The organism is Sphingomonas sp. SORGH_AS_0950 (assembly GCF_030818415.1).
GTDB lineage: Bacteria > Pseudomonadota > Alphaproteobacteria > Sphingomonadales > Sphingomonadaceae > Sphingomonas.
The window spans coordinates 3512471-3530337 of the sequence record NZ_JAUTAE010000001.1 but is presented as its reverse complement, the minus strand read 5'-3'; the positions used below and the strand labels follow the sequence as shown (position 1 = coordinate 3530337).

14 protein-coding genes are annotated in these 17867 nt (G+C 63.4%); 5 read left to right on the top strand and 9 right to left on the bottom strand.

Annotated features, from left to right (window positions below):
- The first annotated feature begins 67 nt into the window (after window positions 1-67).
- The gene (locus QE385_RS15980; protein ID WP_307103498.1) at window positions 68-445 is read left to right on the top strand and encodes a hypothetical protein; all 378 of its coding nucleotides are present in this window, start codon (window positions 68-70) and stop codon (window positions 443-445) included.
- A gap of 4 nt (window positions 446-449) precedes the next feature.
- Window positions 450-2867, top strand: coding sequence for a TonB-dependent receptor (locus tag QE385_RS15975; protein ID WP_058752448.1), 2418 nt, complete (start codon window positions 450-452; stop codon window positions 2865-2867).
- Window positions 2868-3021: 154 nt separating this feature from the next.
- On the opposite strand, the gene QE385_RS15970 is transcribed toward QE385_RS15975, so the two are convergent.
- The 3 genes from QE385_RS15970 to QE385_RS15960 all read right to left on the bottom strand — a co-directional run bounded on the left by QE385_RS15970 (window position 3022) and on the right by QE385_RS15960 (window position 7936).
- Entirely contained in the window at window positions 3022-4272 is a 1251-nt protein-coding gene (locus QE385_RS15970) for an aminotransferase class V-fold PLP-dependent enzyme (protein ID WP_307103496.1), read from the bottom strand.
- Window positions 4272-6671 (bottom strand): TonB-dependent siderophore receptor, encoded by a 2400-nt coding sequence (locus QE385_RS15965; RefSeq protein WP_307103493.1) that lies wholly within the window; start codon window positions 6669-6671, stop codon window positions 4272-4274. The genes QE385_RS15970 and QE385_RS15965 overlap by 1 nt, the downstream gene beginning before the upstream one ends.
- A gap of 350 nt (window positions 6672-7021) precedes the next feature.
- Window positions 7022-7936, bottom strand: a complete 915-nt coding sequence (locus QE385_RS15960; RefSeq protein ID WP_307103490.1) for a helix-turn-helix domain-containing protein — start codon at window positions 7934-7936, stop codon at window positions 7022-7024.
- On the opposite strand from QE385_RS15960, the gene QE385_RS15955 reads away from it, so the two are divergent.
- Window positions 7902-8189 carry a hypothetical protein gene (locus tag QE385_RS15955; protein WP_307103487.1) on the top strand — a complete coding sequence of 96 codons (288 nt, stop codon included), beginning with the start codon at window positions 7902-7904 and terminating at the stop codon, window positions 8187-8189. The genes QE385_RS15960 and QE385_RS15955 overlap by 35 nt on opposite strands.
- Window positions 8190-8814: 625 nt before the next feature.
- Window positions 8815-10022, top strand: a protein-coding gene (locus QE385_RS15950) for an IS3-like element ISGbe2 family transposase (RefSeq protein ID WP_307098189.1) whose coding sequence is annotated in 2 segments (ribosomal slippage) — window positions 8815-9139 and window positions 9139-10022 — 1209 coding nt in all. Because the reading frame shifts where the segments join, the coding sequence is not laid out codon by codon here.
- Between the two features lie 572 nt (window positions 10023-10594).
- Here the strand turns inward: QE385_RS15950 and QE385_RS15945 are convergent.
- The 6 genes from QE385_RS15945 to QE385_RS15920 form a co-directional block, all read right to left on the bottom strand.
- A complete protein-coding gene (locus QE385_RS15945) occupies window positions 10595-11086 on the bottom strand; it encodes a hypothetical protein (protein WP_307103485.1) in 492 nt (163 codons plus the stop codon).
- Between the two features lie 83 nt (window positions 11087-11169).
- A protein-coding gene (locus QE385_RS15940) for an IS3-like element ISGbe2 family transposase (RefSeq protein WP_307098189.1) occupies window positions 11170-12377 on the bottom strand; the annotation gives its coding sequence in 2 pieces (ribosomal slippage) (window positions 11170-12053 and window positions 12053-12377; 1209 coding nt in all).
- Window positions 12378-12413: 36 nt separating this feature from the next.
- Window positions 12414-12728, bottom strand: coding sequence for a hypothetical protein (locus QE385_RS15935; protein WP_307103483.1), 315 nt, complete (start codon window positions 12726-12728; stop codon window positions 12414-12416).
- A gap of 269 nt (window positions 12729-12997) precedes the next feature.
- On the bottom strand, window positions 12998-13861 hold the full coding sequence (locus QE385_RS15930) for a hypothetical protein (protein WP_307103481.1): 864 nt from the start codon (window positions 13859-13861) through the stop codon (window positions 12998-13000).
- A gap of 2 nt (window positions 13862-13863) precedes the next feature.
- Window positions 13864-14775, bottom strand: a complete 912-nt coding sequence (locus tag QE385_RS15925) for a DUF5677 domain-containing protein (protein ID WP_307103479.1) — start codon at window positions 14773-14775, stop codon at window positions 13864-13866.
- Between the two features lie 350 nt (window positions 14776-15125).
- Window positions 15126-15809 (bottom strand): hypothetical protein, encoded by a 684-nt coding sequence (locus QE385_RS15920; RefSeq protein ID WP_307103477.1) that lies wholly within the window; start codon window positions 15807-15809, stop codon window positions 15126-15128.
- Window positions 15810-15930: 121 nt separating this feature from the next.
- Between QE385_RS15920 and QE385_RS15915 the strand changes: the two genes are divergently transcribed.
- A complete protein-coding gene (locus QE385_RS15915) occupies window positions 15931-17274 on the top strand; it encodes a hypothetical protein (RefSeq protein ID WP_307103475.1) in 1344 nt (447 codons plus the stop codon).
- Window positions 17275-17867: the final 593 nt, after the last annotated feature.

Here is a 17867-nt window from a genome sequence, read left to right as displayed (position 1 = left end):
ACGAACGCGGCATCGTCCCGCTACCTCGATCTGCTTTCCTTGACCCGGCTTCAATTTGGAGAGCTGTATGATCGCGACCATTCTTCTCGCCATGGCCTCGCCCGCCGCGGCGCCGGCGCCAGCGCCGGCGCCGCCGTGCGCATCGACGCAGCCTGCCGATCACCTCGCCGGACACTGGATCGGCGCATTCGCAGGGGCCAACTGGACATTCGAACTGACCCGCAATGCGACAGGGTGGTCCGGGCGCTACCAATCGTCGAGGGCGCAGGTCTGGCGACCGCTCGAGGCTGTGTCCGTGACCGCGGGCTGTGCAACGTTCAGCCTGAAGTCCGAACCCCGAGTAACCTTTGTCGTGACGCTCGATGCCGGGGGCACGGCGCTGACGGGCGATGTGCATATCACTGGCCTCGCAACCTTGCCCTTCGCGGCGAAGCGAGCCTCGTGACGCGATGACGACGATCATCGGCATAGGTCTGCTCGCCGCAGCACAGGTAACGCCCCCCGCTGCGTCCCCGCCCCCGCCGCCTGCCATCCAATTCCACGGACCGGACGGCCAGCCGCTACCCGAGGACGTCGAGCGGAAACTGCGCGAGCAGTACAAGGACGCACTACCCGCGGCGCGGCCGGCGACCGCGTCTGGCGACATCGTCGTCAACGGGCGCCCGCCGCGTGGTTCGGTCATCGGCGATATCAAGCCCGAACGCACGCTATCGGCCCTCGACATCCGATCTTATGGCACGGCAACAGTGTCCGAACTGATCCAGGCGCTCGGCGCGCAGGTGTCGAGCGGACGCAACGATACGTCGGCCGATCCGATCGTCCTGCTGAACGGCCGCCGCGTGTCGAGCTTTGCCGAAATAGCCCGGCTTCCCACCGAAGCGATCGAACGGACAGAGATTCTGCCTGAAGAGGTCGCACTGAAATACGGCTATCCGGCCGATCGCAAGGTGGTGAACGTGGTCGCCTTCGAACGCTTTACGTCGCGGATCGTCCAAGGGAACCTCGCCGGGCCAACCGCGGGAGGACAGGCGACGACTGCGGGCGGTGCCAGTTATCTGCGCATCCGCGGCGATACGCGCACGATGCTCGATGCCGATCTCAGCCGGTCGAGCGCCCTGCTGGAGAGCGAGCGCGACGTGCGGCAGCCGAGCGGTGATCGGACGCTCGGCGACTATCGGACGCTGTTGCCCGCCACCCACCGCGTCACCCTGAATGCGACCGTCGCGGCCAATCCGATTGCCGACGTGGCAGCAACGCTCAACGGAAGGGTCGAGACGAGCAAGACCAAGGCGCTGGTCGGGCTGGGACCGGATGGCGTGCTGCACCGCGACGTTGACAGCGCGACGCTACATCTCGGCACCACGATCGGCGGGCGGCTGCGCCAATGGCAATGGACCGCGACCGGCAACCTCGACCGCACCACGAACGACAGCACGACCGACACCGGCGTTCCCGTCACCCCGCAGAATCTTGCACGCTTCGCCACCCTGACGGCCAACGCCGACTTGCTGGTCAACGGATCACCCTTCACCCTGCCGGCCGGGTCCGCGTCGCTCAGCCTGCGATCAGTCGTCACGACGCGCGACGTCAGCAGCCGATCCCAACTGGGTGCGTCGACGCGGGTCGGGTCGCTGGAGCGCGACACCGCCAGCGTCCAGGCCAGCATTGACCTGCCGATCGCAGGGGCCGCCACACCGTCACTCACGTCGATCGGTGCGCTGTCGGCCAACGCGACCGTCGCCGCGGAAAGACTGTCGGACGTCGGCACGTTGTGGACCCTGGGCTACGGCCTACACTGGACGCCCCTGCCTGGGCTATCGCTGCTCGCATCGGTCAGCGACACGCGATCGGCCCCGACGGTCGAACAGCTCGGGGCGCCGTTGATCGTCGTGCCCAACGTTCGCACCTTCGATGCGCGCCGTGGAGAGACGGCCGATATCACGCGCAGCTTCGGCGGTAATCCCGGCCTTCACGCCGACGATCGCCACGTCCTTAGCGCAGGCGCCACCTTCAAGCCGATGGCCAGGACGGATCTGGTATTCACAATCGACTATATCCGCACGCGGATCGACGATCCGATCGCTGCCTTTCCTATCGCGTTGCCGCAGGTCGAGGATGCGTTCCCGGATCGCTTTACCCGCGACACCACCGGTCGCCTGCAGCGTATCGACGCGACGCCGATCAACTTCGCGCGATCGAACCAGCAGCAGATCCGCTGGGGCCTGAGCTTCATGAGGCCGCTAGGCCCGTTGCCGCCCGGTCTTCAGAACGCCAACGTCCGCGTGTTCTCTAGTCTCGAAGAGGCCAAGCGCCGCCTCCCGCCCGGCGCGCGCCTGGAGACTGTAGAGGCCGGGAGTCCCGCCGCCCGACGGGTTGAAAACCTTACGAGCCGGCTGATGCTGTCGCTACAACACAGCTGGCGGCTGGAGGATAGTGTATTGCTGCGCCCCAGCGGTCCGGTTCTGAACCTGCTCGACGGGGGTGCGCTCGACGTCCGGGGCGGCCGTTCCCGGCACGAGGTTGAGTTCCAGGCCAGCGCCTTCAAGCGCGGCCTCGGCGCCCGATTCACCGCGACATGGCAGAGCGGAACATCAATTCGTGGATCCGGCACACCGGCGGGAGATCTGAAATTCGGCGACCTGGCGACGATCAATCTCGCGCTATTCGCCAACGTTGGCGACTATCTAGGACGAACGAAGGCGCCCTCGTGGCTCAAGGGCATGCGCATGACGTTAGGCGTTACCAACATCGTCGATTCGCGCCAGAGCGTGCGCAATAGCTTGGGCACCACGCCCTTGATCTATCAGAATGCCTATCTCAACCCGGTGGGCCGGACGGTCGCATTTGGTTTGCGAAAAATGCTATAGCGTAGGTGATCGACAAAAGGACCCACTTGCGGACGTTCGAAGCCCCCTGCCCGCCCCCCAACTTCGGAAACTCATTCATGTCAATTTCGGCGACGGCAGCGTCGCCTAAATCAGTGGTGAAAATGGCGCAAAATGGGGGGAAGCCGACATGCCTCTAGGATAATTCCCTCAGCGCTTTGGCGAAGTGATCAATGTCGTTCATCGAGGTAAACAGGGAGGGCGTCACTCTCACGCAAGCGCCCTTAGCTGCCCCCACGCGATGAACAGTGAAGACGCGCTGCCGTTCGAGCAGTCGCTGGGCAATGGCGGCGTTCGCTTGCGGGCTGCTTATCCCTTGAAGCCGGAACGAGGTGATCGCGCCGTGCAACATGGGATCGTCTGGCGTCAGTATTTCAATGCCGGGGAGCGCCCGTGCCTGCCGTACCCAGCCATCGCGAAGGGCGCGCAGCCGGGCGGCGCGCGCGGCCCGATCGACCCGGTTCTGGAATGCGAGCGCGGCGGGGACGGTGAGCCAGGAAGCGTAATCGAGCGTCCCGGTATGGATGCGGGCCATGACGGTGTCGAGACCGTCGGCGTCTTCGGCGGGATCACGGTCGATCCGGGCGAGCGCGCCTTTGCGAATATGAAGAATGCCTATGCCGAGCGGCGCGCCGAGCCACTTATGCCCGTTCAGGCCGACAAAATCGCAATCCAGATCGGGCAGAGCGAAGTCGAGCTGTTGCCAGCTATGCGCGGCATCGACGATGACATCGATACCACGCATACGCGCCATCGCCGCGATCTCCCTGACCGGGATCACCAGGCCGGTCCGGTGACTTAGATGGGTCAGAAGGATGAGCTTCAGCCGTGGTTCGTCGGCCATCGCCTGCGCATAGGCGTCGATCAGGCTGGCGCGTGTTGCGGGTTCGGGCAGCACGATGCGGCGGACCCGGACGCCGCGACGTTTCGCCAGGCTCTCCATGCACGCCTGCATGCTGTCATAGTCGAGGTCGGCATAGAGGATCGCATCGCCTGGGCTCAGCCGGTTATAGCCGAGGATCAGCGCTTTCAGCGCTTCGGTGGCGTTGCGGGTGAAGGCGATCTCGTCCGCAGGCACCCCGAGTTCGGCGGCGACGGCGGCACGAGCGGCGGCAAGGTCGGCCAACATCCCACGGCGGGCGTAATAGCTGGTGTCGCGGTTCACGCGCGCAACCGTCTGTTCGTACGCGGCGCGGACCGGGCGAGGCATGGCGCCCCAATTGCCGTTTTCGAGCTGGATGACGTCCCGCGGCACGTCATAGTCCGCCGCGACCGTCGCCCAGAACGCTTCGTCGTCCGGGGCGGGGCGTGCCGGACCGCCGGCGCGCACGGGCAGCGGAAGGGTCGCGGCCATCCCGCCAGCCAATAGTGCACGCCGGTCGATCATCAGAAGCTCAACCCCAGCCGGACATAGTAACGACCGCCATCGGTGTCGTAGGGGGCGTTGCGCGAATAGATCAGGCCGCGATTGGCCTGGTTGGTCGCCTCGGCCGGATAGGTACCGAAGACGTTCTCGGCCCCGCCACGGACCGAGATGTTCGGCGTCACGCGATAGGTAAGCGACGCATCGAATAGCGCCAGGCCGCCGAAGCGCTGGAACAGTTCGCCGGTCGCGTTGCCCGTCACGTCGGTCCACGGCCCGTAATAACGGCCGCGCAGCATCACGCCAATGCGGCCGATATCATAACCGAGCGTGCCGGTCGCATTATGCTGCGGCAGGCGTTCCTGGAAGATGCGGCGCTGCGTGTCGTTGGCGATCGCCGCGCTCGTGCCGCTGCGAACGGTCGTGCGGTTATAGTTATAGGCGAGCGTCGCGCTGACCCGGCCGTCGCCCAGGGTGCGGGCATAGCTGACCACGACATCGACACCGCGCGTGCGGGTGTTGAAGTCGTTGGTGAAATAGCTGATCGACGTGAAGCGGTTGGGGTTGGCGAAGCCCGCCGGGATGGAGATGGTCGCCGACTGGCTGAAGCGGTCGTCGACATCGATCTGGTAGAGATCGACCGTCGCGCCCAGCCCGATATGCGTCTGCGCGACGAGCCCCGCGCTGATATTGCGCGACGTTTCGGGACGCAGCGGCTTGGCACCCAGCGCGACTGCGAGCGGGTCGGTGGGCGCCAGGCGTCCCTGGTTGAAGACCTGCAGCGTCCGGGTGTCGAGGCCCTGGCTCACCACCCGCGTGTTGAGCTGCGCCGGGGTCGGCGCACGGAAACCGGTGGAATAGGTGCCGCGCAGCGCCAGCCATTCGACCGGCTCGACCCGGCCCGAGAATTTGTACGTGAACTTGTCCCCGAAGCTCGAAAAATCCTCGTAGCGGCCCGCCGCGCCAAGCGTGAGCATCATCACCGGATGCCAGGCCAGATCGACATATCCGGCATTGCTCGTCTGCTGAAAACGGCCCGCCTGCTGCGGGCCGAAGCCGGGGAAGCCGTTGGAATTGGGCGCAAGGCCGGTCGCGGCGCCCGCACCGATCGCATAGGAGGCGGGATCGCCGGTGCCAACCGCGTAGCGCTCAATCCGACGTTCGCCGCCAAAGGCGATGTTGAGCGGCTCGACCCCGCCGACGGGCAGGCGGTAGACGAAGTCAACGTTGAGGTTGGTCTCCCGCTGGGTCAGGCGACCCAAATAGAAGCTGGTCGGACTGGCGGGCCCGAGCGATGCGTTGAGCGTCTGGGCAATCGTATAGTCGATGCGGCTGCGCCCCGCCGAAGCACTGAGATCATAGCTCAGCGCATCCGACAGATTGCCGCGCAGGCCGCTGACCAGCTGCAGATCGGCGAATTGCGTGCCGAAGCGCGGGGTGAAGCCCGCTGGATAGAGGCTACGGAAGCTGAACCCCGGAAAGGCGCTGCTGGCATTGTAGACGCTGCCGGTATTGCTGGGGTTGCGCCAGTTGAAGTCGGTCAGCCCTTCGCCCTGCTGCACGGTGCCGAAGGCATAGACCTTGACGGCATCGGCGAGGTCGTAATGCATGTCGACCGCACCGCGCACACGCTCCTCGTCGGGCTGGCCCCAGCGCTGCACCGGATTGGGCACGGAAAGGGTCGGGTTAGCTGCCTGGAAGGCGAGAGCGTCGGGCCGCTGGCGGGTGCGTGAGGTAGCCTCGCCATGTTCGAACTGCCCTGTGAAAACGATCGCGCCCTTGTCGTCGAGCGCGATACCGCCGCGCGCGCCGGATTGGTAGTTGTTGCCGTCGCCCGCGTAATATTGGCTGAACTGGCCATAGGCTTCCATTCCCGGCTGATCGTCGAGAATGATGTTGATGACGCCGGCGATCGCATCAGAGCCATATTGCGCCGATGCGCCGTCACGCAGCACCTCGATGCGCTTGATCGCCAGGCTGGGTATGCTGGCGAGATCGGGCGCTTGTGCGCCACGCGTCCCGAGCAGCGCCGACCGGTGGTAGCGTTTGCCGTTGACGAGGACGAGGGTCTGGTCGGCAGAGAGGCCACGGAGTGTAGCCGGTCGGACGAAGGCCTGGCCGTCTGCGGCGGGGAGGCGCTGCACGTTGAACGAGGGCAGAAGCTGCGCCAGCGCGTTATTGAGATCACCCGAGACACTGGACCGGACAAGGGTTTCCGGCAGTACGTCAACAGGTGCCAAGGTATCGAATTGCGTGCGACCACGCTCCCGCGTTCCGGTAACGACGACGTCGTCACTGCCAGCGACATCCGGCGCAGGCTGGCCGATGGCCGATTTGGCCTGGGATGGGTCAGACTGCGCCAATACAGCAGGAGCCAATAGAGCGTTTAGCGCCACAACGGCGCTTGCGGTAACGAGTTTCATGGTGAAGCAATCCCTGCAGAGCGGCTCTTTTGGCGCCTGGGGAATGGGCGCTAGAGGCCCTTTGTTTCACCGCCATTGAGGTCTAGCGGCAAAGGCATGTCGTATTAATGAAGCTTTTGTGTCAGCTCGCCCAATATTGGCAATTCGATGGAAGCAGCCCCCTGCCCATCGTCACGAAGACCCAGTTGCGGTCATTCGCGGGTTTGTCTCGGCTCCCCAGCTTCTGCCATTCATTCATGTTGGCGGCAGAGCAGCCGTTGACCCTCGACCTTCCCCGCTTCCGTTCGGCTTTCCCAGATATTTTGGAAACGGCCTGCGAGTCTGTCGGTGTGCGGCGGCTTCCTGAATGCTCAAAGCGCTGGAACCTTTGAGCGGACATATCGGCCTGGAGTGACGCCGATCGCCCGGCGGAACATGGCGATGAAAGCGCTCACGTTTCCGTAGCCAAGATCGATCGCGATTGTCGTTACCGCCGCCCCTTCCGCCAGGAGTTCGATGGATCGCAGGGCGCGCGCTCGTTGGCGCCACTCGGTAAAGCTGAACCCTGTTTCGTTGGCGAAGCGGCGCGCCAATGTGCGCGGAGCGATAGCCGCCCATGCCGCCCACGCGTCGAGCGGCCGGTTATCGGCCAAGTCGGCGAGGATGGCATCGGTGACGCGCCGCACGCGCGGATCGGATGGGTGGGGCAGTCCAAGCGGCTCGGTCGGCAATGTCGCGATCTCATCCAGCACGACGCCCGCAAGCCTGCGCTCGCGTCCGCTTTCCGGTGGACCCGACCAATCTGCGGCACGATGCACCGCCTCTCGCAGGAGGCCGCTTACCCGGATCGTACGAGGCTCCATTGGCAGCTCCGCGCATGCGCCGGCGGTGACATAGACGCTCCACCCCGAGAATGGGCCATGCGACCGCATCGAATGCGACTTCCGGCTCGGTATCCAAATGGCGTGGGTGGCCGGCACCACCCAGGACCCGCTTTCGGTAGTTACCGACAACAGGCCGGCCAAGCTCCCAATCAGTTGGCCCGCGTCGTGCGAGTGCGAGGCCGTGTCCCGTACGTCGTCATCGCTCTGTTCGACAACGAAGATGGGGCCGATTGTGCCTTCCTCAATGAGGCTAAGGGGGATGAGAGGAGCTATCATGGCAGAAGCACCGTATTCTTTGGCATGGATCAGGCAGCATCGCCACAACCGCCGCGCTAGTTCATGGGCTCCAACCTGATGGAGATTGAACATGGACTTTGAGCCAAACCCGAACAGCGTCACCATGCGCCCAGAGGATGTTCTTCCCGATGAGACCGATCGAGCCGAAATCAACGGCATCTCTGTCCGCAAGGGCACGGTCGCCGCGTTCCTGCAAAACGCGATGCGGTGGAGCGATGCTGCAACGGCTGACGCCGACCGTCAGAAGCTGGGCCGCGAAATCACAGACTCTATACCCGCGCTTCGCGCCCTCGGTGTATTCGCCGTGTTCGAGGTCCGTGATGAACGCCTCAGGGCTTTTATGATAAGTGGTGGATAAGTGCGAGTGAGTGCTGGAGAGGCGAAATATCGCTCTGGCCGTTCCCGATTAGGAAGTTTCAGAGAGACAGCATTGGGAGGCTCACATTCCAGATGCCTCCTGATGCAGCCCTTTTCCCAAAACCTGTTCCCAATTGCATTTTCCCGAAACCGCCTGCCGGACATGGAGAAACGGGACTGTTGCGAGTAGTTCGAACGGTTGGTTTCGGGATGCCGCGCCGAATGCTAGATCGGCGAACAACGGGTCGGTTTTGCACGTCAGGCTGAGACAGCAAGACCCAAAGTCGGCCGTTCGAAGCGACATTGCCCCTGCCCGAAACCCGACCTTCATTCAGCAATCGCATCAGACGGACATGCGCCTCCCGAGATCTTCGCTTTGTTCATCTTGATCGAACGCAGGGTGACGAAACCTGGATGGCCTCGTATTGCTGAGCTAGCTGTCAGAAGTGAGGACGAGGTGTTGATGACCACAGGAGCCGTCACAGCGATCAAGACCATCCTTGCCATTTCGACGGCCATTCTATCGATTTTGGCTGCCGGACTTTGGTGGTGAGCTGGCCCCCATTTCGACCGGACGGATTCAAGCCTAAGAAGGAGGCTTGGGGCTATCCCCTAAGCATAGGCTTATGTCCGTGTCCGAAATCATCACCGACGGCGGTCGTCGCCGTCACTGGAGCACGCCTGAGAAGCTGAGGATCGTCGAGGAGACGCTCGATGGTCGCGAGAGCATATCGGTGGTGGCACGCCGCAACGGCGTGGCGCCGAACCTGCTGTACCGCTGGCGGCGGCTGATGCTGGAGGGCGGGAGCGTCGCGGTCGCCGGCGACGACGACGTGACCAGCAATCGCCAGGTCCGCGAGATGGAGACCCGCATCCGCGAACTGGAGCGCCAGCTCGGCCGCAAGACGCTGGAGGTCGAGATCCTGAAGGAGGCGCTGGAGCGCTCACGCCCAAAAAAAGCGAGCTTGCTCATGCACTCGCCGTTGCCGGAGACTATCCGGTGAGCCTGGTCGCCAAGACGCTCGGGGTCGGGCGCTCGACGGTGTACGACCGCCTGACCGGCCGCACCCGGACGCGCGGGCCGTACGCCAAGGCCGACGACGCGGACCTGCTGCCCCGCATACGCCAGATCGCCGCGCAGCGGCCCACCTACGGCTACCGCCGCATCGCGGCAGTCCTCAATCGACAGCAACGCGCCGAAGGACTGGCGCCGGTCAATCACAAGCGCGTCTATCGCATCATGGCCGCGGACCGCCTGCTGCTGGCGCGGCGCTACACCGAGCGGGCCGACTATGGCCATGACGGCGTCGTGGTGGCGATCCGCTCGAACCTGCGCTGGTGCTCGGACGGCTTCGAGTTCACCTGCTGGAACGGCGAGGTCGTGCGCGGCGCCTTCATCATCGACGCCCATGACCGCGAGATCATCGCCTGGCGCGCGATCGCCAATGCGGGCATCAGCGGCTCGGACGTGCGCGACATCATGCTGGAAGCCGTGGAAACCCGCTTCGGCGGTATGCGCGCGCCCGTGCCGGTCGAGATGCTGTCCGATAACGGCTCGGCCTATACTGCCCGCGAAACACGCACCTTTGCCCGGCAGCTGGGCCTCAAACCCTGCTTCACGCCCGTTCGCAGCCCGCAGTCCAACGGCATCTCGGAGGCCTTCGTTCATACCCTCAAGCGCGATTACGTCCGCGTCTCGCCGCTGCCTGATGCTCCCACCGCGTTGACATCGCTTGCCGGATGGATCGAGGACTACAACGACAACCACCCCCATTCAGGGCTCAAAATGCGTTCACCGCGCGAACATCGCGCACTGGTTTCTGCAACCGCCTGAATCCGTCCGGTGAAACGGGGGCCAGATCAGGTGGCGATCGGCTGTGGTCAAGGTCTCTCCCGAAGCGGCCAGCCGAATGCGGGAAAAACACTTCGCAAAACACGGCCGCTCCGGCTACGCGGCTTGGACGTTATGCGACGGCTCGGACATGGAGTTCACGTTGAAGCGGCAGAGCGAATGGAGCCGGTGGGCCGCAATCGCAGCATCAGCTGCTGCGTTATGCCAATCGCTTTACGTCGCGGCTGATTGGATCCCGACCGAGAAGTAGATTCGTGCTTCGCCCCAGAAACAGACGTCCGACAGCGGATCTTTGCTCCCCACTTTCAGCCGTTCGTTCATGCCGGAAGCAGCCGGCGCACATACTTGGCTTCGCAAAGATCAGCTTGCCAGCTGGCGACCGGGGCCGGGAAATCGGCTACCCGCATCTCCTGCACACTTCGTGTCCTCTATCCGATGAAGCTCGGCCGGAGCTTGATATGACGATGGGTGTCGCCCGATGGCTTCGAAACATGGGCTTCTCCCTAGTGCAGGGGCCTAGGTGCTGTGTAACGCGTGGCGGAGCACTCTCCACCTCACGACTGCGCCGAATTACTGAACAGCGGCGACTCGGCATCCTCCTTCCGCGCGCGGGCCAGCTCATCGGCCGGGAACTGCGAGATCGCCTCGGGGTGCCTCCCTACCATCCGCAGCATGGATCGCCGGAGGCATTCCGTCGCTACAAGAAACGCAAAGGCCGGCAGCTCCATCTGCTTCCTGCTAGGCGTGAAATAGTCGATTTCGTGCTCCTCCATGCGCATAAAGCTCACTGGAGAGGAGTGGGCATGAGCGGACAGGTACGAGTATGTGCCGCCAAACTTGCGCTCATCCCAGCCCATCATCTTAACGGCCACGGCTCGCATCCCGACCACGAACATTTCCTCGCCCGTCATCAGCCGTTCGCGCCGATGCTTCGGCACGTTCCCGAACCGAGGGTGAGCCTGCAACTGTGCGACGAGCTGCTTGCGTCCTTCCCGGAGATCATCGGCCTCGCCCTCCAACGCACTAACGAGGTGCAGCCTGTTCACTGTGTCATGCAGCTTAAGCAGGAGATAGCGGAACCTGTCCTCCTCCTCATCAACTGATCTGGCCCCCGTTTCACCGGACGGATTCAGGCGGTTGCAGAAACCAGTGCGCGATGTTCGCGCGGTGAACGCATTTTGAGCCCTGAATGGGGGTGGTTGTCGTTGTAGTCCTCGATCCATCCGGCAAGCGATGTCAACGCGGTGGGAGCATCAGGCAGCGGCGAGACGCGGACGTAATCGCGCTTGAGGGTATGAACGAAGGCCTCCGAGATGCCGTTGGACTGCGGGCTGCGAACGGGCGTGAAGCAGGGTTTGAGGCCCAGCTGCCGGGCAAAGGTGCGTGTTTCGCGGGCAGTATAGGCCGAGCCGTTATCGGACAGCATCTCGACCGGCACGGGCGCGCGCATACCGCCGAAGCGGGTTTCCACGGCTTCCAGCATGATGTCGCGCACGTCCGAGCCGCTGATGCCCGCATTGGCGATCGCGCGCCAGGCGATGATCTCGCGGTCATGGGCGTCGATGATGAAGGCGCCGCGCACGACCTCGCCGTTCCAGCAGGTGAACTCGAAGCCGTCCGAGCACCAGCGCAGGTTCGAGCGGATCGCCACCACGACGCCGTCATGGCCATAGTCGGCCCGCTCGGTGTAGCGCCGCGCCAGCAGCAGGCGGTCCGCGGCCATGATGCGATAGACGCGCTTGTGATTGACCGGCGCCAGTCCTTCGGCGCGTTGCTGTCGATTGAGGACTGCCGCGATGCGGCGGTAGCCGTAGGTGGGCCGCTGCGCGGCGATCTGGCGTATGCGGGGCAGCAGGTCCGCGTCGTCGGCCTTGGCGTACGGCCCGCGCGTCCGGGTGCGGCCGGTCAGGCGGTCGTACACCGTCGAGCGCCCGACCCCGAGCGTCTTGGCGACCAGGCTCACCGGATAGTCTCCGGCAACGGCGAGTGCATGAGCAAGCTCGCTTTTTTTGGGCGTGAGCGCTCCAGCGCCTCCTTCAGGATCTCGACCTCCAGCGTCTTGCGGCCGAGCTGGCGCTCCAGTTCGCGGATGCGGGTCTCCATCTCGCGGACCTGGCGATTGCTGGTCACGTCGTCGTCGCCGGCGACCGCGACGCTCCCGCCCTCCAGCATCAGCCGCCGCCAGCGGTACAGCAGGTTCGGCGCCACGCCGTTGCGGCGTGCCACCACCGATATGCTCTCGCGACCATCGAGCGTCTCCTCGACGATCCTCAGCTTCTCAGGCGTGCTCCAGTGACGGCGACGACCGCCGTCGGTGATGATTTCGGACACGGACATAAGCCTATGCTTAGGGGATAGCCCCAAGCCTCCTTCTTAGGCTTGAATCCGTCCGGTCGAAATGGGGGCCAGCTCATCAACGGGATCGAGCAGGTAGGCGATCATAGTCGAGCCCTCGACGACCATGCGCGCGAGTGCCATCATCGCATGATGGTCGAACATTTGAGACAGTTGCGCGATCGTGACGATCGAGTTGGCATGGGCGCAGCACTTGGCAAATACCATCGAAGCGAGACGACCCATCTTCGTCGTTTGACGCCCCGTCAGCTCCATCGAAACCTGATTGGCAAGGGTGCTTAGCTTGGCTAATTCCTCGAGCTGTTGTTTAACGGGCTCATGAAGCGGGTGCATGACAGGGCGTTCCGCCGCAGTCCTGCCCTTCGCGCGTCTGAGTTTCCTGTCAATGCCTGCCATTGACCTCATGTACATCATAGAGGCCCACGACGCACCCCGGACAGCGTTCTTGGCGACGCGGGTGCAACCGGGCGAACCTAGATGTGGCCGTTCAGAGGCCCTTCGAAAGGGCTCGCGACTTGGCGCTCAGTCAAATGGGTTACCCAACAGCCTTTAGAGAGCTCTATCGATTCAGCGAACTATCTCAGCTGGCTAGATTCTTGGGCTCAGGTCGAAGCCGAATCAGCGAAGCCAGGAATGCGCGACAGCCTGTCCGGCCAGCGTCTCGAAGTATCCGCGAGAATGCCCGCGACCGTCTCCCGCTGCCGCGAAGAGTCGAAGTCCGTCGTCGTGACGACGAGTGGCTCGCCACCGCCGAGCATTCGATCCATCAGCGGCGCGATGTGGCGCTCGGCTCCAGGCCGATGGATGTGGGCCACCAAGCCGTCCAAGTAGAAGCGGAAGATTGGCAACGTTGGCCCGTCGAGGCGCCCGATGTTCAGCGGCCTACGCTCCGCCACCGGCGTGTGATTGTGGATCGCGCCGCGCGCTACGATTTGGTGCAGCGAAATCGGGTAGAACGACAGCGGTGCCGGGTCGCGCGCCAGCAATATGCGCCGGAGCCGCCGCAGGTCTGACGAGCGGATGTCGATCTGCCCGAATTCAGGGAGACGGCTAATGGCGGCGCGCCAAAGCAAGCTGAGGAAGAACAGCCTCAGCCTAGGCCCGTCCACGCCGTGGATCACTCGCAGCCCGCCCCCCGGAATGCCGGGCATCGGCGGCATTGGCACGTAGTCATCGGAGACCAGCGCGTCGGCGCCGTCCCAGCCGCTCCACACCAGTCGATGCGTGCGAAGTTCGGCCACGGCGAAGTTGTCGTATTCGGCGAGGATGTCCTCACCGGCACGGGTGACGATCGCCGGATCATACCAACTGCTCCAACGCTTGATCGGCGGATGCTCATCGCCTGCCTGAGCGAAAGGCAACCCCTTCTCGGCTGGATAGGTCAGGGCCTTCGGCAGAATATGCGCGTCGACGAAACGGCCGGGCTCGCCCGTGAGCCTGCAGATGCCTTCACGCCTGCCGGCCATCCTCATCGACCCCTGCGGGACGTACGCCCCTGCTCTCGCTCGACGTTTGCCCGGACCTGCGCGTCCGTGAGGAACGGCGGCCGCGTCTCCGCGTCGGGAACTATATCCAGCTGGGTCGCCGCGGCGAGGCCTAAAAAGTCGATCGCGAAGCCCATCGCGATCAGCATGTATCGCTTTTCGTGCCGGGTCTCGACACCCGTCCCGCGATCATGCTCCAGCATCCTGTAGAAAGAGATCGGGCCGGTGTGCGTGTGCTGCGAGAAGAACCGGTAGGTCATCCTGAACGCGACCGGGTCGAACCCCATCTCCGCCAGCACGTCGTCCTGAATGAATGGCGTGCGCTCGCCCCGAAGCGCCACCCGCCGGCGCTTCTCGTCCCAGGTCGACAGCACCGGGTTCGAGTCAAAGCGTCGGGTAAGGTCTTCGAGCACCTCCGGATCGAAGTCCTCATCCGGGAGCAAGCGCATTCGAGAACCGTGGTCGTGTAGGTGAAACAAAATGAAACGGGCGGCGCGCTCGTCCTCGTCAAGTCCTGCGGCGCATAGCCAGTGGTGGACGAGGCAGGCCTCGAAGAGGTTGCGCGCCAGCGAAGCGGCGGCGCTGAAGTCCCAGTGCTCGCCAGGCTTCGGATCGGGCAACATTCTGTCCATGCTCTTCGCGGTGACCACGATGCGCGTGAACAGGACGGAGCCCCAGAACATCCTGTTGCCCGTGGAGACGATCCCGCCCGATCCACGCGAGATCCGCTTGCAACGCTTCAGCGTCTCGCGAAACTCACGACGTACGTCGAGGTAGAGCCTAGTTACTCCCGGATTATCGAGCGCCCCGACCTCGTCAGCAAATTGTTGCATCTCGGGCGTGACAGCGGACGCGGAATAGAGGCTGATGATGTCCGACGGCATGGTGGATGGCATACCATATTGCTTCGACCTGAAGCGATGCCCGAGGCTCTACCTTTACAAGTCGCTTGCGGCGGGGCGTGACTGCCGGTGCACCGCTTCCGAACGCGGCAAGGCAGTCACTGCCGTTCCGTCCTAAAGCTCCCGAAGACCCATATTCGGCCGTTCAATGTGCCCCTTCCACTTCCCAATTTCCGACGTTCATTCAGGGCGGTCTCATATCTGTCCATAGTCGGCCTGAGCAGCAGTTTTCACCGTAAAAATGGGCGCAATCGGACGCTTCCCCTGAAAAATGGGCGGGTATGCGCGCGGCCCATCGCAGGTCCACCGCAGCCGCGCAGCGGCGGGTCAGGCCGCGGATCGATTTACGACCGATAGGGCGTCCAGCCCTCGAGGGTGCCGGCATGTTCTATGGTCAGCAGCGTAGTGACCTTAAAAACCCCGTAAAAGGTATGCACGACCGAAATGTTCTTCCACGCATCGGGCTCTCCAAAGATCGACGCCCGGTAAATCTGAGTGTTACGTAGATCCGGAGTGCCAAACTCGAAAAGAGCTAACGGCGGGTCCCGGTAGAACTCATCGATAGTGTCCGCGACCGTGCGATCAATTTCGTGATTGATCATAAAATTGTGATAGATATGATTCTGCTTATAACCGGACGGGAGCGAGTGGCGCTTCAGCTTGTAGATCAAGCCACAGCATACCGCGTCGAAAAATCCGTCCATTCGTTTCCGGTCGACGATGTAACGTCGTTGACCGTCTACCACGCCCGAGTCCTTCAATACTGTTTTGGCGAACGCCCGGTTATTGTGCTCGAGTTGGGGCGCGATGCGCTTCAGCCAAACCTCCCGCGAGCGGTTCGCTGGCGAACTGGCCATCGCGATATGAGTCAACGCGTAAAGGTCATCGTTGCTTTTGGCTGTGTTGTGCTTGTCGCACGACGGCACCGTCAGAAGCTGGACACGCTGGTCTTCCGGGAAAAAACTTTTCGGCGGCACATGCTCCTTCGAGCTGTGATCATTGACGCAGTCTTGGAAATAGCACTTCATCGAAGAGGCGACCCGTCCACCATACCGTGGTGCAGCCCGCTTCTACCGCTCTTGCTCGCCCCGTTCCAGGTCCATCATAACATAGGCGCAACAGGCCGAAGGGTCAGAATAGGGAGCAGATATGCCGTATCGCTGGGCGACGCATCGGGTGGTCGATAGCACGGGTACGGAGGCGATCGGCACGGCTCCGATCTCGTTATGGTGGATCGCGCGCGCCGCTGCGGAAGAGACGTTGCAGGGTGGAGCTATGGTTCCTGCTTGGCTCACCTTGTTCCAAAGCCATCTGAGCGCCATCGACCTGCACAATCTGCGATGGGCCGATGACCTCGCGGTTAGCACCGAACTGCGCCGCTCGTATTCAGGGCTGTACGGGAGGTTCGTTGCCCGGGCGCTGCTAACTCACCATCTGGGCCTGACCCGGTTCAATTCGCTCACCCGGAATGGCATCGCTCTACCGCATTCTATCACTGTGTCCCGCTCCTCCGATGGCGATATCCCAGATTGGCTTGCTTGGGACCGACGCCGTCGCAAATTCGTGCTCTGCGAGGCGAAAGGTAGCTTGTCGGGAACGGACTTCCTGACCGGGGACCCACCTAGCTGCATCAGAAAGGGCAAGGAGCAGTTTGGGCGTGTGTCCAGCACGGTCGCTGGCCGGAGTTATCGGCCAGACGAGTGGGTGGCGGCGACGCTCTGGTCAACGGACACACGGTCTCATACGCCGGTGACCATCCTATGGGATCCTCCGGTCGAGCAAGCACCTTTCTCGCCCGACGAGGCCGAGCACCATCAACGCGTGATTACGCGCGCTTGGCTGGACAGCATCGCGGTCGGTTTCGGCGTCGATAACGCCGACGCGATCCTTCGTGCGGCAAAGGAAGATCAGACGGTTGAGGTCAGGGCCACGCCAGGTCCCTCTCCTGAGCGACCGGTCCCGCCGCCCGACCCGCGCGAACTCCCGCTAGAGGAGGGCTTAACCGTCAAGGTCGACCATGCTCCCGAAGAATTTCCTTCTAGCGAACGTCAGTTCAGGGACGAGCGTGAGCGGGAAGGGGGGGATGTATCGCCACAGCTTGACCTTCCGGCACCGCCGCCCGACCGACGCCCGGCCCGCCCAATGATAGAACTAGCGGCTTCAGCCGCGCTCGTCGGCCCGTCGATTCTTGAGCCGCGCCCGCCGGAGGCGGCACCGTTCCAAGGAGCATTTCTCACAGCGCTAGTCACCCGCCTGGGGGTGCGGCCGATTAGGACCAAACGCGACTTCGAAACCCTCCAGATCGCGCAGGAACGGGCGCGCTCGTTCGGCGAGCCGGCGATGCTGATCGGCTTGCCGCGCGATATCAGCCCCGAGCGTGATCAAAGCGGTGTCGAATGGTCCGACGCCGCCGGCGTCGTCGCGCCGAACGATCTTGCGGTGTTCGACCTTCGGGTCGCGGAAGCTGTCGTTCCGGGAAACCTGCCGAGATGAGGAAGCGCCGCCGCGCATGTATAGCGATCCACGATGCTCAAGATGCCGCCCCATTGGCAATTTGTCGGATCCTTCGAGATGCCGCCTATGGCGATCGCCGATTTCCGGGAGGCAATCGCCAAAGATCACCCGCCAAGGAGAAGCTTGGGCAATCGTCGAGCTATTCAAGACCAAGTTCGGCAAAACGAGGAGCAGCTCGACGACCCAGAAGCAGTCGTGTTGGGTCCCCGGTCCGCCCACCGACTCCGGCCGCTCGTTCATTTAGGTACCAACCCTTGTTGGAACCGCCCAAAACGGTCGAATTTGCCTGATTTGAGAGGTTAGCGGACGCTAGGCGATAAGGCCCCTTGCCGGTATCCGAGCTTGGAGCTGCCTGGTGTGCTCAGGGTGCCGCGGGTCGCCGTGCCCAGCCAAGCAGTTTGCGATAGCCCAGATCGTCGGCCAGCTCGGGCGAACTGGCTACGAGCGTTTCCAGCATCGAGGCAAGCGCTGCGGGTACAGAATGGATGCGATCCGCCCCATGCGGGTAGTAAGCCATCTCAGCCGCAGGAGTGTGCGTTCGCCGCGGCGTGACCCTACAGCTGCACCGCCGC

Bases quoted from the DNA above. Each gene is read 5' to 3' on its own strand.
- QE385_RS15975 (WP_058752448.1), top strand. From the start codon at position 450: ATGACGACGATCATCGGCATAGGTCTGCTCGCCGCAGCACAGGTAACG.
- QE385_RS15925 (WP_307103479.1), bottom strand. From the start codon at position 14,775: ATGCCATCCACCATGCCGTCGGACATCATCAGCCTCTATTCCGCGTCC.
- QE385_RS15920 (WP_307103477.1), bottom strand. From the start codon at position 15,809: ATGAAGTGCTATTTCCAAGACTGCGTCAATGATCACAGCTCGAAGGAG.
- QE385_RS15915 (WP_307103475.1), top strand. From the start codon at position 15,931: ATGCCGTATCGCTGGGCGACGCATCGGGTGGTCGATAGCACGGGTACG.
- QE385_RS15930 (WP_307103481.1), bottom strand. From the start codon at position 13,861: ATGGCCGGCAGGCGTGAAGGCATCTGCAGGCTCACGGGCGAGCCCGGC.
- QE385_RS15965 (WP_307103493.1), bottom strand. From the start codon at position 6,671: ATGAAACTCGTTACCGCAAGCGCCGTTGTGGCGCTAAACGCTCTATTG.
- QE385_RS15980 (WP_307103498.1), top strand. From the start codon at position 68: ATGATCGCGACCATTCTTCTCGCCATGGCCTCGCCCGCCGCGGCGCCG.
- QE385_RS15935 (WP_307103483.1), bottom strand. From the start codon at position 12,728: ATGCACCCGCTTCATGAGCCCGTTAAACAACAGCTCGAGGAATTAGCC.
- QE385_RS15960 (WP_307103490.1), bottom strand. From the start codon at position 7,936: ATGGTGACGCTGTTCGGGTTTGGCTCAAAGTCCATGTTCAATCTCCAT.
- QE385_RS15970 (WP_307103496.1), bottom strand. From the start codon at position 4,272: ATGATCGACCGGCGTGCACTATTGGCTGGCGGGATGGCCGCGACCCTT.
- QE385_RS15955 (WP_307103487.1), top strand. From the start codon at position 7,902: ATGGACTTTGAGCCAAACCCGAACAGCGTCACCATGCGCCCAGAGGAT.